9 protein-coding genes are annotated in these 15,682 nt (G+C 35.1%); 2 read left to right on the top strand and 7 right to left on the bottom strand.

Annotation, left to right across the window (positions count from 1 at the left end):
• Positions 1-53 precede the first annotated feature (53 nt).
• From ACP3T3_RS19350 to ACP3T3_RS19330, 5 genes are all read right to left on the bottom strand, one after another.
• Positions 54-2,822 (bottom strand): TonB-dependent receptor plug domain-containing protein, encoded by a 2,769-nt coding sequence (locus ACP3T3_RS19350; protein ID WP_426477366.1) that lies wholly within the window; start codon positions 2,820-2,822, stop codon positions 54-56.
• Positions 2,823-4,420: 1,598 nt separating this feature from the next.
• Positions 4,421-6,751 (bottom strand): ATP-dependent helicase, encoded by a 2,331-nt coding sequence (locus ACP3T3_RS19345; RefSeq protein ID WP_426477365.1) that lies wholly within the window; start codon positions 6,749-6,751, stop codon positions 4,421-4,423.
• Between the two features lie 98 nt (positions 6,752-6,849).
• Positions 6,850-9,417: a hypothetical protein gene (locus ACP3T3_RS19340; RefSeq protein ID WP_426477364.1), complete on the bottom strand. Its 2,568-nt coding sequence runs from the start codon at positions 9,415-9,417 to the stop codon at positions 6,850-6,852.
• A complete protein-coding gene (locus tag ACP3T3_RS19335) occupies positions 9,417-10,115 on the bottom strand; it encodes a GLPGLI family protein (RefSeq protein ID WP_426477363.1) in 699 nt (232 codons plus the stop codon). The genes ACP3T3_RS19340 and ACP3T3_RS19335 overlap by 1 nt, the downstream gene beginning before the upstream one ends.
• A 114-nt stretch (positions 10,116-10,229) precedes the next feature.
• Positions 10,230-10,493, bottom strand: a complete 264-nt coding sequence (locus ACP3T3_RS19330) for a hypothetical protein (RefSeq protein WP_426477362.1) — start codon at positions 10,491-10,493, stop codon at positions 10,230-10,232.
• Between the two features lie 378 nt (positions 10,494-10,871).
• Here ACP3T3_RS19330 and ACP3T3_RS19325 point away from each other — a divergent pair, with 378 nt between their 5' ends.
• Both ACP3T3_RS19325 and ACP3T3_RS19320 read left to right on the top strand, forming a co-directional pair.
• A complete protein-coding gene (locus ACP3T3_RS19325) occupies positions 10,872-12,185 on the top strand; it encodes a M16 family metallopeptidase (protein ID WP_426477361.1) in 1,314 nt (437 codons plus the stop codon).
• Positions 12,186-12,234: 49 nt separating this feature from the next.
• A complete protein-coding gene (locus ACP3T3_RS19320) occupies positions 12,235-14,280 on the top strand; it encodes a M16 family metallopeptidase (protein WP_426477360.1) in 2,046 nt (681 codons plus the stop codon).
• A 59-nt stretch (positions 14,281-14,339) separates the two neighbouring features.
• On the opposite strand, the gene ACP3T3_RS19315 is transcribed toward ACP3T3_RS19320, so the two are convergent.
• Both ACP3T3_RS19315 and ACP3T3_RS19310 read right to left on the bottom strand, forming a co-directional pair.
• Positions 14,340-15,182 carry an IS3 family transposase gene (locus tag ACP3T3_RS19315; RefSeq protein ID WP_426476643.1) on the bottom strand — a complete coding sequence of 281 codons (843 nt, stop codon included), beginning with the start codon at positions 15,180-15,182 and terminating at the stop codon, positions 14,340-14,342.
• A 23-nt stretch (positions 15,183-15,205) separates the two neighbouring features.
• On the bottom strand, positions 15,206-15,640 hold the full coding sequence (locus tag ACP3T3_RS19310) for a transposase (RefSeq protein ID WP_426476642.1): 435 nt from the start codon (positions 15,638-15,640) through the stop codon (positions 15,206-15,208).
• Positions 15,641-15,682: the final 42 nt, after the last annotated feature.

Below are 15,682 nucleotides of genomic sequence, written 5' to 3'. Positions count from 1 at the left end.
AACAGTTCAGGATTTCTGAACTGTTTTTTTATAAGCAGTATCTTTTGTTTTGTTTAAAAATTGAAATTAAGTCTTGCAAAAACGTATCTTCCATTCTGTCCAAACTGTGATGTGGAACGTGAATAGATGAATTGGTCGTTATTCGTAGAGGCAGTAAGATTTTTTGTCGGATAGATATCAAACAAATTGTTTACACCTAACGTCAGTCCTACATTTTTGGTAAACTGATAAGCAGCAGATAGATCAGTAATGATCTTATCACCAATCTGCTGGTGTTCATTAAAATCAGTAATTCCGTCTCCGTTCACATCAATAATATCAGCACCCGTTACTTTTCCGAAATAGGTATTTCTCAGATATAAACTTGCATTTTTCCCTGAAAGCGTATGCGAAAGGCTGGCTTTCACCCTGGGAACAGCTTCCTCCAGATACACTCTTGATTTTTCAGAGAAGTATACTTTCTCCAATTGTGGCGACTGTAAAAGCCCTGAAGAGTGGATATCCCCAACCTGTCTGGTTTTATTAAGGTTAATAGCAAAGCCGTTATCCAGTTTTATTCCTGAAAATCTCACATTATGTGAAATTACTACATCCAACCCTTTTGTTTCCGTATCAATGGCATTGGTAAAGAACTGGGCACCATTCACATTTAATTTATCATATTCTTTTTGTGCATCAGAAGGCACATCCTTTCTCAGGAACTGATCCGTAAGAATAATACGGTTATCAATTCTCGTGAAATATCCATCTGCTGTAAAGCTAAGTCCCACCGAAGGAATTCTATAAGTAAATCCTACACTTGCAGATTTGGAGGTTTCCTGCTTCAGTTTTGGCATATCCAGTAATCCAGCCAGCTGAGAATCATTGCTGAAAGTTCCTATTTCCAACAGTTGATTATTCGTAAATAATGTAGATGTTACATTATAATAAATCTGGTGGATAGATGGTGCTCTGAATCCTGTAGATCCAGCAAATCTCACATTGAAATCAGGAGCCACTTTGATCCTTGATGCCAGTTTATAATTGAAAGTCGATCCGAAATCTGAATAGTTTTCATATCTGGCTGCTGCATCTATCAATAGCCAGTTTGTAAAATTAAACTCTACATCTGCATACGCTGCTACCGACTGTCTGTTTTTATCCACAGCATTTCCTGGTTTAAATCCGTTGAATACCTGAGATCCTCCTGGAAGTAATGCGCCGAAGAAGTCTGTAGGTCTCACAGAATTTCCGCTCCATACATTTCCGGAAACGTCATATGTCGCATAAGAAGCTTCTTCTCCCTGGGTGATTTTAAAGTTCTCGTAACGATGCTCTGCTCCAAACGCTACGTTGATTCCTTCCCATACATCATATTTTTTTGAGAAATCTAAATTGATGGTATTTTGAGAAAATCTTAGTCCACCCGCATTAAATTCCCTTGGTGAAGCAAAACGCAAAGAAGTATTTCCTGTATTCTGGATATTATAGGAAAATGAATTCTGTCCGTACGTAGTACTGAAATCTATATTCCAACCGTCCCAGTTTCCTTTTATTCCGGCGGCTAATGAGATATCCTGAATATCTGTCCCGATCTTTGGAAGGTATCCGCTAGGATATAACCCTGTGAAAGTTCTGCTTTCGCTTGGTCTTCTGTAAAATCCTCCGGAAGTTCCGTGTCTTAAGCTGTACCCGCCAAAAGTATATACTTTCCAGTTATCACTTACAGGAATCTCGGCATTTACAAAAAGCTGGTGATTATTAAGCTTAGACTGCCCTACCTGCATATTAAAATCTTTTCTGGTCTGCCCTCTGTAAGCCAGCTCCTGATCTGTGATATAATTAAGCTGATCCTTGGTGAAATTCGCAGATTTCAAAACATTCTGTAACGCAGAAATGGAATTGGCTCCCTGGATAGAATTTTGCAGGTCCGGAGAGAAATAGCTTACATTCTGTGCATACTGATGGATGTAATTCACTAGCTGTTGTGAATTGGGTGTAGTACCTATATCTGTAAAAAGAGAAGAAAGATTCACACCGTCATTCAATGCACGCTGTTCAATGGCATTGTAAGCGTTGTAAATAGGACCGCTTTCTGTTCCTGCTCTGTACGTTGGATTTCTGAATTGTGAAGACCAGGTAATATTAAAGAAACCACCTTTGGTTCCGATTTTATTCCCATAGTTCAGATCCAGCTGAATATTCTGACCGTCAAAATCTCCGGTATGATCATTAGCTGTTGGCGTAAGATTTCCTCCATAGCTGATCTGTCCTGCCAGTTTTCCTGTATCTCTTTTCAGATCAAGATTGATCACGCCGGCAATAGCATCGGAACCGTATTGGGCAGCAGCTCCATCTCTTAGTACTTCAATTCTGGTCAAAGCAAAAGACGGAATAGCATTCAAATCGGTTCCTACCGTACCTCTTCCGGGAGTTCCGTTGACGTTTACCAATGCCGAAGTATGTCTTCTTTTTCCATTCACCAGAACCAAAACCTGATCAGGCCCCAACCCTCTCAGCTGGGCAGGATCCAAGTGATCTGTCCCATCAGAATTGGTCTGAATAGTGGAAGTGAATGAAGGCGCTACAGCATTCAAAATTTGTCCGATATTGGTTTGTGGAAGTATTATTGAAGATTCTTTTACATTGAATACATCTACGGGAACCGGGCTTTCTGTTTTAGATCTGGCACCGGCTCTTGAACCCAATACAACTACTTCTTCTACAGTATTGGTTTTTATGCTGTCTTTATTTGTTTTTATACTGTCTTTTTCCTGTCCGTAAGTAAATACGCCAAGGAAAAATAAAACAGAGGCCGAAAGAATAGTTTTTTTATTTCTCATAGTTTAGAATTTGATTAACATTTATGTTTTTACAAGGTGCAAATGTAAAATTTATTTATTAGTCTACAAAATCAATAGACTTTGTTTTTATGAAAAATGATTATCGTTTCTTTCTATTCCTCACTTAAAGTTATGATAAATTAAGGCAACATTCATAAAACATTGTTATAGAAGGTTAACTTCAAAATAAATACTGAAAACGCGATGTACGCTAAGAAAAATACATTATTTATTTATTATTTCGATCGCAAAGGCACTTCGTTCAGCAAGGTTAATTACTTCGCTAAGTGAAACGCCTTCGCGTTCGTAAAAATATACATAACGTGATAGTCACATTGCGAACTTTCCGTTAAAATGATTTTGATAAAAACGCGATGCATGCTAAGAAAGATACATTATTTATTTATTATTTCGATCGCAAAGGCACTTCGTTCAGCAAGGTTAATTACTTCGCTAAGTGAAACGCCTTCGCGATCGTAAAAATATACATAACGTGATAGTCACATTGCGAGCTTTCCGTTAAAATGATTTTAATAAAAACGCGATGCACGCTAAGAAAAATACATTATTTACTTATTATTTCGATCGCAAAGGCACTTCGTTCAGCAAGGTTAATTACTTCGCTAAGTGAAACGCCTTCGCGTTCGTAAAAATATACATAACGTGATAGTCACATTGCGAGCTTTCCGTTAAAATGAATTTTATAAAAATGCTATATACGCTAAGAAAATACATTACTTGTCTACTTATTCTTTTGATCGCAAAGGCACTTCGTTCAGCAAGGTTAATTACTTCGTTAAGTGAAACGTCTTCGCGATCGTAAAAATATACATAACGTGATACTCACATTGCGAGCTTTCCGTTAAAATGATTTTAATAAAAACGCGATGTACGCTAAGAAAAATACATTATTTACTTATTATTTCGATCGCAAAGAAACTTCGTTCAGCAAGGTTAATTACTTCGCTAAGTGAAACGCCTTCGCGATCATAAAAATATACATAACGTGATACTCACATTGCGAGCTTTCCGTTAAAATGATTTTAATAAAAACGCGATGCACGCTAAGAAAAATACATTATTTACTTATTATTTTCGATCGCAAAGAAACTTCGTTCAGCAAGGTTAATTACTTCGCTAAGTGAAACGCCTTCGCGAACATAAAAATATACATAACGTGATACTCACATTGCGAGCTTTCCGTTAAAATGATTTTAATAAAAACGCGATGTACGCTAAGAAAAATACATTATTTATTTATTTTCGATCGCAAAGGCACGTTCAGCAATGCAGATTATTTCGCTAAGTGAAACGCCTTCGCGATCGTAAAAATATACATAACGTGATAGTCACATTGCGAGCTTTCCGTTAAAATGATTTTAATAAAAACGCGATGCACGCTAAGAAAAATACATTATTTACTTATTATTTCGATCGCAAAGAAACTTCGTTCAGCAAGGTTAATTACTTCGCTAAGTGAAACGCCTTCGCGAACATAAAAATGAAACAGTTCAAATAGTAACTTTGCGAACTTTGCATTTAAATAAAAAAACGGATCCAAAAATTGAATCCGTTTTATTTATATTTACATTTTGAAATTAAATCTTGGTCAGTTTAGCATATTTCAGAATCAGGTTTTTCTCACCCTCATGCATGAAAACTACTTTTGCTTTGATATTCTGGGGATCTGTTCCATCAAGGAAAGTAACTTCTCCAATTCCGAAACGGTCATGCCGCACTTTATCTCCCACTTCAATATCCTGAGAGGAGGCACCACTCGGATTGATTATTTTAGCTGTGCTTACCGGTTTCAGTTTTCTAGCTTCTGGCGCTGGTTTTGAAGCATCACCTCTGTCGATGGTCTTTTTCTCAACCTTTTTGAAAGATTTCATTTCGGAAGGATGTTCATCAAAAATATTGGATTTCACTCCGGAATTATTGATAAATCTTTTTTCCAAAGCCGGATTAAGGAATTCAATATATTCATCATCAATTTCGCTTAGGAATCTTGAAGGTTCTGCATCCGTAATTTTTCCCCATTGGAAACGGGAAACGGCATAGGAGAAAAAGGCCTGTTTTTCAGCTCTTGTCAATGCCACATAGAATAATCTTCTTTCTTCTTCCAGATCTTCTCTGGTTGCAGAGCTCATAAAACTTGGGAAGAGATTTTCTTCCAATCCTACCAGATGTACAACCGGGAATTCCAGTCCTTTTGAAAGATGAATCGTCATCAATGAAACCATATCATCTTCCAGATTTTTATCCTGAGTATCTGCTGAAAGTGCAATATTCTCAAGGAAGTTGGAAAGACTCGGATCTCCATCTTCAAGCTGCATCTGTTCTTCAATGAAACCCTGCATAGAGTTCATCAATTCCTGTACGTTTTCTACTCTTGAAATTCCTTCCGGAGTCTGATCGTCTTTTAAAAACTTAATTAAGCTGCTTCGTTTTGCGACTTCCATTGCCACACTGTAAGCTGTTTCTGTTTTCAGCAATACCTGAAAAGCTTTGATCATAGACCAGAAATCGTTCAGCTTATTCAATACTCCATTGTTCAGCCCCAGTTGTGGTGCATACATCGGAAGATTGTCCAATACTTTTGAAACCGCAATATTGTGAGCATCTGCAAAAACGATCAGCTTATTCTGTGTTGTTTCTCCAATTCCTCTTGCAGGATAATTGATAATCCTCATCAACGCTTCAGAATCATTTTCATTAATTAACAAACGAAGATAACCAATAAGGTCTTTTACTTCTTTCCTTTGGTAGAAAGAAAGTCCTCCATATACTTTGTACGGAATATTTTTACGTCTCAGCGCGTCTTCAAAAGCACGGGTCTGAGAGTTGGTTCTGTATAAAATGGCAAAATCGCTGTATTTTCTCTGGTCGCGGTTTCGGAGCTCCCAGATATTTCCCGCAACGAAGTTCGCTTCATCGGCATCGGAAAGAGACCGGTATATTTTGATCTTGTCCCCTTCTTCATTATCACTGAAAACATTTTTCTTAAACTGCTGCAGGTTTTTAGCAATAACAACATTAGCTGCATTTACAATATTCTGTGTAGAACGATAATTCTGCTCCAACGATACTGTTTTGGCGTCTGTATAATCTTTTTTAAAGTTTAGGATATTGTAGATATTCGCTCCACGGAAAGAATAAATAGACTGGGCATCATCCCCTACCACACAGATATTCTCAAATTTTGAAGCCAAAGCTTTTACAATAAGGTACTGAGAGTGGTTGGTATCCTGGTACTCATCTACCATAATATACCTGAATCTGTCCTGATATTTTGCCAATACTTCAGGAAAACGGGTTAACAGCTCATTGGTTTTCAACAGCAAATCATCAAAATCCATCGCTCCGTTTCTGAAACACTGATCCACATACCGCTGGTAAATCTGCCCGATGAATTTCATATTTGCTTTCTCATCCGCTTCCATCAGCTCAGGATTGTTGAAATAAGCTTTTACGGTGATCAGGTTATTCTTATAGGTTGAAATTCTAGCCTGGACTTTCTTAGGTTTATAAAGATCGGCATCAATATTCATATCCTTCAGCACTTTTTTAATCACGTTCAAAGCATCCTGCTGATCATAAATGGTAAAATTGGAAGGGTATCCAAGGTAATGCGCCTCAATTCTTAAAATTCTTGCAAAAACCGAGTGAAACGTTCCCATCCAAAGACTTCTTGCATTACTCTCGCCTACTACTTTCGCGATACGGTCTTTCATTTCACGGGCCGCCTTATTGGTAAAGGTAAGTGCCAGGATATTGAAAGGATCTATTCCATTGTGTATTAAATGGGCGATACGCATGGTCAATACACGCGTTTTCCCGGAACCTGCTCCGGCAAGCACCATCAAAGGCCCTTGTAAAGAGGTAACGGCTTCATATTGTGATTCATTGAGTCCTTTCAAATAATCCATACAGCAAAAAATTTTGGGACCACAAAATTAAGGTATTCGGAGGAGAATTCAAACTTTCGTGGTAAAAGTTGAAAATCAGAGTAAAAGTAGATTATTGATCAAAAACTAAATTTCATACCTCCCATGATAAAGCCATGTAAAGCTGTAGTAATAGTTTCTTCAACACCCAGCTGGCTTGTAAAGCTATTAATGTATGCAAATGAATGTATGTTCAGAATATTATTAAATTGTAAATTGTATTCAAAATTTGATTTTTCTTTTTTATAAGAAAACTGACCTCCTATTAAGAAGTTATAAAGTGTATTATGTTCTGTCTTCTGAATCAAATACTCACCTAATACATTGCCAATCCACTCTTTTCGAATGTTTGCTCTTATTCCTAAGGATAATTTTAGATTATTTTGCTTAGAAACAGTGTTATAAAAACTTTGTTCAAAAACACCTTTGCTAAAAGTATATCCCAAATCAAATTGTAAAGGTTTATTTTTAAAGTTTGTAGTCAATTTTTGAGATATTTCAAAATTCTTAACAATAGATAAATTCTCATTACCGTTAATGAAGTTTACTTCTTCATTTTTCACACCAGTTAGTTTATTTCTTAATATGTAGTTTTTACTGAATCTCTGTTCATCAGAAAACAGGAATATCAGCCGGGTTTTATATTTGCCAATTATATTACCAATCTCTGAAAATGTTCCATAATTAATTGTATTTGTTGTATAACCTGGGCTTGTTTTATTATACATAAACATTACAAAAAGGCTATTTCCCTTCTCAAAATAAGCTCTATGCCATGTCAATTTATAACTATCTGTTTTACTTAATAAATCAGGAATTACATTTACGTTCTTGTAAAATGACAAATTCTTAGTATATAATGGACCATATTGTAAAAGTTTCAACCCCGGCATTTCATATCTTGAATTATATTCAATCCCGAACTCACTAAATGCTCTTGCAGCCGGACTGTATTTTACACTCATTTTCTTTTCGAAATAGTGATTATTAAAACCATTGATATTTAAAAAATCAGAACCCATTGAAGCAGACAGATCAAATCTTCCTAATTGCTTATAAATATTTAAATCATTTACATAGTGATAAATTTCTAAAGTCCTATTCTCAGAGCCTCCCCCAAACAATTCTGTAAGTTCAGAATTATCCTTTTTAAAAGAAAACCCGGAATGAAAATTAATATTCAGAATCTTGTTTTTATTCTTTAAGTAAAAATCAAGTCCGTATTTATTTGAAGTCGTTATAAACTGCTGAGAAAGCACATTGGTATCTCCTAAAAACAGATTATTATTAGAACCAATATTCAGATCCTCCTTATAAGATTCATTTAACTGGCTGAATGCAAGTATCAATTTAACTGTCGAAATATTCTTATTCCATGAAAGATAATTACTCACACTATTATTAAGTACTTTATTCCCGACATTGAAAAAATTGGAATCAGATGAGTACCTGTCAATTTTTTGACTGAAACGATCTTCTGTTGGATTATATCCAAAATTATAATAAAGAAAACTATTATCGGAAAAGGACTTTTTAAGCTTTATTTGTGTAGTTCCAAAGAAACCCCTGTTGGCTTCAGCCTTATTTTCTAAAAAATTAAAACTCAATGGTTGCCCTTCAAATGCTATTCTCTGAGAGGTTGAAAATTTATTTAATTGAGCATTATTTAAAATCGAAAATGCTGTAATACTAAAGCTTTTTTTTGATTTGGAATATTGCAAGGCCCCAAACTGATTGTCTTTAGACTTAACCTTTCCATCATTATTTAGAAAGCTTGGAATATCAATGTTCCCTTTTGCGTCAGAGTTATCTATATCTTCCTGAGTATTCATTTCATAAAAGTCCATAAAATTGATAGGGTCTTTTGCTATGTTATTGACATCAGCTATTAATGCCAAATTTCCCATCTTTCCAAACTTAAAAAGATTTGCATGTCCCAGGTATAAATTTTTAACACCATAATTACCTTCAATATTACCTGTTACCTTTCCTTTATACCCTTCCTTTAACTTTAAATTAAGAGCCGTAGACTGATTTCCATTTATTGTAGTAAAATTCTGCCAAAGGTCAATACTTTCAACCATATCAGCAGAAATATTTTGTGTAGCCATTTTATGGTTTTTCCCAAAAAATTCATTTCCTTCTATGAGAACCTGGCCAATAGCATTGCCTTTATAGGTGACTTTTCCATTCTCATTAATATCTAATCCGGGAAGTTTTTTTATTAAGTCCTCTGTAGTTCTTTCAGTACCATCTCTCACAGCTTTCAAATTAAAAGCAACAGCATCTTCTTTAGCACTTGCTATTTTCGGCCTGGATTTAATTTCTACTTCCTGAAGTACTGTTATTTGAGACTCCAAAGAAAAATCAAAATTCAGTTTTTCGCGGGTATCAATATCTACAATTTTTGTTTTGTAGAATAGAGAAGTGAATTTTAATGAAAAGACTCCCTTTTCAGAGAGTTGAAAAATACAGTTACCTGCATTATCTGTTTTTTGAAAAGCTAATGTTTTCCCATCTTTTAAAAGCTGTACATTAGCATCTTCTATAGCTTTTCCATTAGTATCTTTTATATGAATGCTTATATCTTGTGAAAATGAATAACAAAACAATAGTGAAAAAACAATAATTAAATATTTAGAATTCATTATAAATGAACATCCTTTTCAGTCCTTTTAATTTTTTTACTTTCCTCAATATAGCCCTCTTTTTTCTTAAAAAACTCTCCATCGTTTAAAACTTTCAAATTAGGATTAATAGATTCAAAGTCTTCTTTGGCAGCATTATTACTTATTTTTGTTGCATAAACCAGCTGGGTTTCAGTTTCAACTTTTAATACGAGGCCAGGCAGATTATTATAAACAAACGGGCCTGCACTTGTTGGGATATCTTCGGTATACCATACTTTAATTATTTGCCCTTTATCTGTTACTAATTCAGCCAGTTTACATTGGTATTTTTCAATATATTCTATCTCATTTTTATAATCAATCTTTTGGAATTTCGGGACAGAGTAATGATAAAATTCTTCATCACCAATCTTCTGATACTGGTAAAATCCTTTATCTCCTTTTTTATGGTAAATTTTAATTTTAGGGAAGGAAAAGCTTTCTTTTTTCCTCATAGTAGTATATTCATCCATTTGTTTCTTCTCTCCATCAACCGTTATATCTTCTTTTAAAATATTTTTAAAAAAAGTATCTCCATCAAAGAAATATAAAATTTCTTTTTGTGGCTTTTTTAATTCTTCATCCACTTTTCTTTTAAATGCTTCCGATGAATTAACATCCAATGTACGAGGCTTAATTATTGCATCATATTCAACTTTTAAATTTTGTGCACTCATAAAATTTAAAAGGAGTATCGAAATAAAAGGAACATATCTCATAATTTTCATTTTAATTAATAGAAAGGACTGTCTAAATAGTTAAACAGCCCCTTAGATTTGCTTATTATCTACTTAACAACCATACCAGTAAGTGGTAACATCCCAATAGTACTCAGTCACCTGCCAAACATTCCCCACCATATCTGTTTCAGTATAAGTTGTACTACCGGGTGTAATTACGGTAGTGTGACAAATGCCATACATTTTTTGCACCTCCTCAAGAGAATTTGCCCTAACTGTTGTTGACTTAGAGAAGTTTTGAATTGACATATTGCTTTTTGCAAAGCTTAAGGTTGTACCCGCAAATAAAATTGCAACAAATAATACTTTTTTCATAATTGGGTAATTTTAAATTAATTAGTGTTTTTATTGAAAATAACTAAGTAAATATATATTAATTTTAAATAAAAAATAAAAAGAAACAACAAAAATCAATAAATTCATTTTAATAAAAATCAATAATTTAACCAAATAAAATGGTTTATAATTTTAATTTCTTAAAAGAAATTTTTTTAGGTAATTTATTTCTCATTATAAGGATTAATTATTTAAATTTTATTTTAAAAAAAAATAATTTTAAAAATTGTAATCCGTAGAAGGACATTTACTTATATTATTGAACAGAAATTTTCAGAAATGTTATCAATTCCAAAGAATTATCCTGTAACATTTAATTCACTTTTCATACTAATAGATAAACAATTTCTAAATTTTATGAAAAAGCGACTTCTTTCTGCTGCTGCCGTAGCTTTCTTCGGGCTAATGCTGAATGCACAGCAAATCAAATTCGAAGAGTATGACCTTCCCAATGGTCTTCATGTAATTCTTCATAAGGATAATTCGGCACCTGTTGTCACAACGGGGGTGATGTACCATGTAGGTGCAAAAGATGAAGTAAAAGGCAGAACAGGTTTTGCTCACTTCTTTGAACACCTTTTATTCGAGGGAACTCCGAACATCAAGAGAGGAGACTGGTTTAAGATCGTTTCTTCAAACGGAGGACAGAACAATGCCAACACCACCAATGACAGAACGTATTACTATGAAACCTTCCCTTCCAACAACGAACAGCTTGGACTTTGGATGGAGGCTGAAAGAATGCGTCACGCTGTCATCAACCAGATTGGTGTGGATACACAGAGAGAGGTTGTAAAAGAAGAGAAAAGACTGAGAATGGATAACCAGCCTTATGGAAATCTTTTCACAACAATTCAGAAAAATTTATTTACCAATCACCCGTACAACTGGCCGACAATTGGTTCTATGGAGGATTTAAATTCTGCTAAATTAGAAGAGTTCCAGGCGTTCTACAAGAAGTTTTACGTTCCGAATAACGCTACTTTAGTAGTTGCAGGAGATATTAAACCTGAGCAGACCAAGAAATGGATCGAAACATATTATGGAGGAATTCCAAAAGGAACACTTTATCCAAAAGATTTCCCGAAAGAAACCCCTATCACTCAGGAAAAAGAAGTTACGGCTACTGACCCGAACATCCAGCTTCCTGCTTATGTATTCGCGTACAGAACTCCGGCTAACAAAGAAAAAGATGCTTATGTTTTAGACATGCTTTCTTCTTATTTAAGCAGTGGTAAGTCTTCAGTTTTATATAAAAAATTAGTTGACCAGGATAAAAAAGCACTTCAGGTAGCTGCTTTCAACCAGGGACTTGAAGATTACAGTATTTTCGCATTCTTTGCAATTCCGATGGGCCAGACTACAAAACAGGCTTTACAGACCGATATTGATGCAGAAATCAAAAAGCTTCAGACTACTTTAATCTCTGAAGAAGATTATCAGAAACTTCAAAACCAATACGAAAACCAGTTTGTAAATGCCAACTCAAGCATTCAGGGAATTGCTGCTTCATTGGCAACCAATCACGTACTGATGGGTAATACAAATCTGATCAACAAAGAAATCGACATTTACAGATCTATCACGAGACAGGATCTTCAAAATGCAGCTAAAAAGTATCTTAATTCTAACCAAAGAATAATCATTAACTACGTACCTGAGAAAAAGTAATCATTTCAACTTTTGGGTTAAAATATGATTAAAATTTAAATTTTTACAAATGAAAAAGCAATTAACATATATAGCTGCAGCGTTTTTCTTTACAGGAATGGTTTCAGCACAAAAAATAGATCTTAATGCAATGCCAAAACCGGGACCTACTCCTGCAATCAACATTGCAAAGCCAAAAACTTTCCAATTAAGCAACGGTCTTACAGTAATGGTGGTTGAAAATAACAAACTGCCGAGAGTAAGCGCAAGTCTTTCTATGGACAGACCTCCGTACAATGAAGGAGCTGTAACCGGAGTAAGCGAAATTATGGCTGAGCAGTTCGAAAACGGAACTACCAATATCAGCAAAGATGATTTTAACAAAAAAGTAGACTACCTTGGAGCGAACCTTAATTTCTCTTCAGGAGGTGCTTCTGCCAATTCACTTTCAAAATATTTCCCTGAGGTATTAAGCCTGATGGCTGACGCGATTATTAATCCAAAATTCTCGGCTGAAGAAATTCAAAACTCTAAGGAAAGAGCTGTCGAAGGATTAAAATCTGAGGAAAAAAATGCTTCTTCTATTGCGGAAAGAGTTTCCAATGCTTTGATGTATGGAAAGAATACGTCTAGAGGTGAGTTTGAAACCGTTGAATCCATCAATAAAATCCAGCTTGCTGACGTACAGAATACTTATAAAAAATACTACGCTCCCGATAATGCTTACTTAGTAATCGTAGGAGATGTAAAATTTGATCAGGTAAAACCTTTGATTGAGAAAGCTTTCAGTGGCTGGAAAAAAGCGAATACTCCTATCACCCCGTTAGAACCGGCTTCTAATGTTGCTAAAACGGAGATCAACATAGTGGATGTTCCTTCTGCAGTACAGTCTGTTGTTTCTTTAAACAACCTGAACAGCCTGAAAATGAAAGATGCCAACTACTTCCCTGCAACAATTGCCAACTATATTCTTGGAGGCGGTGGTGAAGCCAGACTTTTCATGAACCTTCGTGAGAAAAACGGATTCACGTATGGTGCTTATTCCAGTATGGTGGCCAGCAAATATTCGCCACAGTTCTCTGCAAGTGCCAGTGTAAGAAATGAAGTTACCGACAAAGCGGTTAAAGAATTTATGAATGAGCTTAACGCTATCTCTACAGTAAAACCAGAAGAGCTGGAAAATGCTAAAGCTAAGCTGAAAGGTTCTTTCATCATGTCTTTAGAGCAGCCGGCTACTATCGCAAGATTTGCTTTAAATCAAAAAGTTCAGGATCTGCCTGCTGATTTCTATACCAATTACTTAAAATCTATCGATAAAGTAACTGCCGCAGACGTTTCCAATGCTGTGAAAGCTACCATTTTACCAAACCAAAGCAGAATTTTCATCGCCGGTAAAGCGTCTGATATTTCTGAAGGACTGGAAAAACTGGGTTATCCTGTAAAATATTTCGATAAGGAAGCCAATCCTGTTGCGAAACCGGCAGTACAAAAAGTGGATGCCAATGTAACGGTTGCATCAGTAGTGGATAAATACATCAATGCTATCGGAGGAAAAGCCAATCTGGCAAAAATCACATCTTATACAACCAATGCTTCAATGTCTATGCAAGGGCAGAATATTGATTTCAAAATCATTAAAGCACAAGGCGGAAAGGAGCTTACCACGGTAACAGCAATGGGACAGGTGGTTCAGAAGCAGGTATTTGATGGAAAGACTGGTTATTCTATGCAAATGGGACAAAAAGTTGACATCACACCGGAAGAAATTGCTGAAAAGCAAAAGAATCTCGAGCTTTTCGAAGAATTAGGTTTTGCAAAATCTGCCGATTATAAATTGGGCGGAATTGAAAAAATCGCTGGTGAAGATTCTTATGCGATTAAAGGTGGAGATACAACGTATTACTACAGCGTTGCAACGGGGTTAAAAACCGGCGAAACCAAAAAAGTAAAAGCTAAAGGTCAGGAAATGACAATTCCAACTACATACTCCAATTACAAAGAGGTAAATGGGGTAAAAATGCCTTACACCATCTCTGTAAGCCAAATGGGAATGGACATGACGATGACTGTAAAGTCTTATGAGATTAATAAGGCTACAGATGCTGATTTTAAATAATAACATCCTATTGACTAGTCCTGAAATAATGATACAAATTAAAGGATAAAAATAAATAATTAAACCAGAGTAAATTTACTTTTGCTTTGGTTTTTTGTTTTATAAGTTTTCATTTTTAATTTGGACTGTTCATGCATTTGATTTGGTGTTAAATAATGATTTGAAAAATGTGGTCTGAACTCATTATAGATGCTAATGGATTGCTCCACAATTTTTCTTCTCATTGAAGTCTCAATATCATATTTATCAATATCGAATTCCTGTTTTAAAATACCATTTACTCTCTCTGCAATAGCATTTTCATAAGGATCAGAGTTCTGTGTCATACTGCATTTTATCTTATGCTTTATCAATATTTTCTGATACTCATTTGAGCAATATTGCAATCCCCTGTCAGAGTGATGAATCAATGATTCTTTATCAGTTTTATTGTTCTTTAATGCCTTTTTCAATGCCATCAGGCTACTTTCCGTATTGAGATTATCTGCAACATAGTGACCTACAATTTTCTTAGAATAAGCATCAGTTATCAGACTTAAGTAACTCGGTTTTTTCCTGTTTCCAATATAGGTAATATCTGCTACCCACACCTGGTTGGGTTTGTTGATACAGTACTCCAAAATCAGATTTTTATGTTTTCTGAATCTATGATGAGAATTGGTTGTGATATGATAGCTTCTCTTTGATGTGATCAATAAATGATTAGCTCTCAAAATATCAAAGAACTTATCCCTTCCTATTTTCAGAGATCTTAAAGGTTCCCTCAAAATAAAATATAGCTTTCGACCTCCTAATTTTGGCATTTTTATGCGGATATCTTCTACGAGGGTTATTACTTTTAATGCTTTGCTTTGTGAGCGTTTATATCCTCGGATACTTCTGTAATAGACTTGTCTATCCAACCCGAACAATTCGCAGGTAAAAACTATGGTTTCTTTTTCTTCACTGCGGAAGTTGGTGATTGTTCGGGTGATGAGTTTTTTCTGATATCAATATCATATTCTTTCTCAGCAAGATTTATCATCATATCAAAAAATATAGCTTTTTTATCAGCAATGTAAGCCTGTTTCTCTAAAAATGCTTTCTGTTTTTCAAGCACTTTAACTTCTGCCTCTAATTCCATGATACGCTGTTCAGGAGTCTTTTTCATGGTAAATGGTGTTTGGTATTCCCAATCAAAGGTACCATATTTTCTCAACCAACTAACAATTGTTGAGCGTGCTTGTATACCATATTTTTTCCGACTGTCTGTAATTCCTGATTTTCCCGTTTCTATTTCTCTTACAATTTGAAGTTTCAAATTCAAACTGTAATCTTTCTGGGTACGCTTGACATAGCGCGTTTCTAAGTTTTCTTCCATAACGATTGTTTTTTTGTGTATCGCTATTTCAGGACGGGACAT

This window comes from Chryseobacterium sp. CBSDS_008 (assembly GCF_049959325.1).
In the GTDB taxonomy this organism is placed as follows: domain Bacteria; phylum Bacteroidota; class Bacteroidia; order Flavobacteriales; family Weeksellaceae; genus Chryseobacterium.
Note: the sequence above shows the minus strand (reverse complement) of the source record. Positions and strands in the feature narration are given on the sequence as shown.

Bases quoted from the DNA above. Each gene is read 5' to 3' on its own strand.
- ACP3T3_RS19325 (WP_426477361.1), top strand. From the start codon at position 10,872: ATGAAAAAGCGACTTCTTTCTGCTGCTGCCGTAGCTTTCTTCGGGCTA.
- ACP3T3_RS19335 (WP_426477363.1), bottom strand. From the start codon at position 10,115: ATGAGTGCACAAAATTTAAAAGTTGAATATGATGCAATAATTAAGCCT.
- ACP3T3_RS19310 (WP_426476642.1), bottom strand. From the start codon at position 15,640: ATGGAAGAAAACTTAGAAACGCGCTATGTCAAGCGTACCCAGAAAGAT.
- ACP3T3_RS19330 (WP_426477362.1), bottom strand. From the start codon at position 10,493: ATGAAAAAAGTATTATTTGTTGCAATTTTATTTGCGGGTACAACCTTA.
- ACP3T3_RS19340 (WP_426477364.1), bottom strand. From the start codon at position 9,417: ATGAATTCTAAATATTTAATTATTGTTTTTTCACTATTGTTTTGTTAT.
- ACP3T3_RS19345 (WP_426477365.1), bottom strand. From the start codon at position 6,751: ATGGATTATTTGAAAGGACTCAATGAATCACAATATGAAGCCGTTACC.
- ACP3T3_RS19320 (WP_426477360.1), top strand. From the start codon at position 12,235: ATGAAAAAGCAATTAACATATATAGCTGCAGCGTTTTTCTTTACAGGA.
- ACP3T3_RS19350 (WP_426477366.1), bottom strand. From the start codon at position 2,822: ATGAGAAATAAAAAAACTATTCTTTCGGCCTCTGTTTTATTTTTCCTT.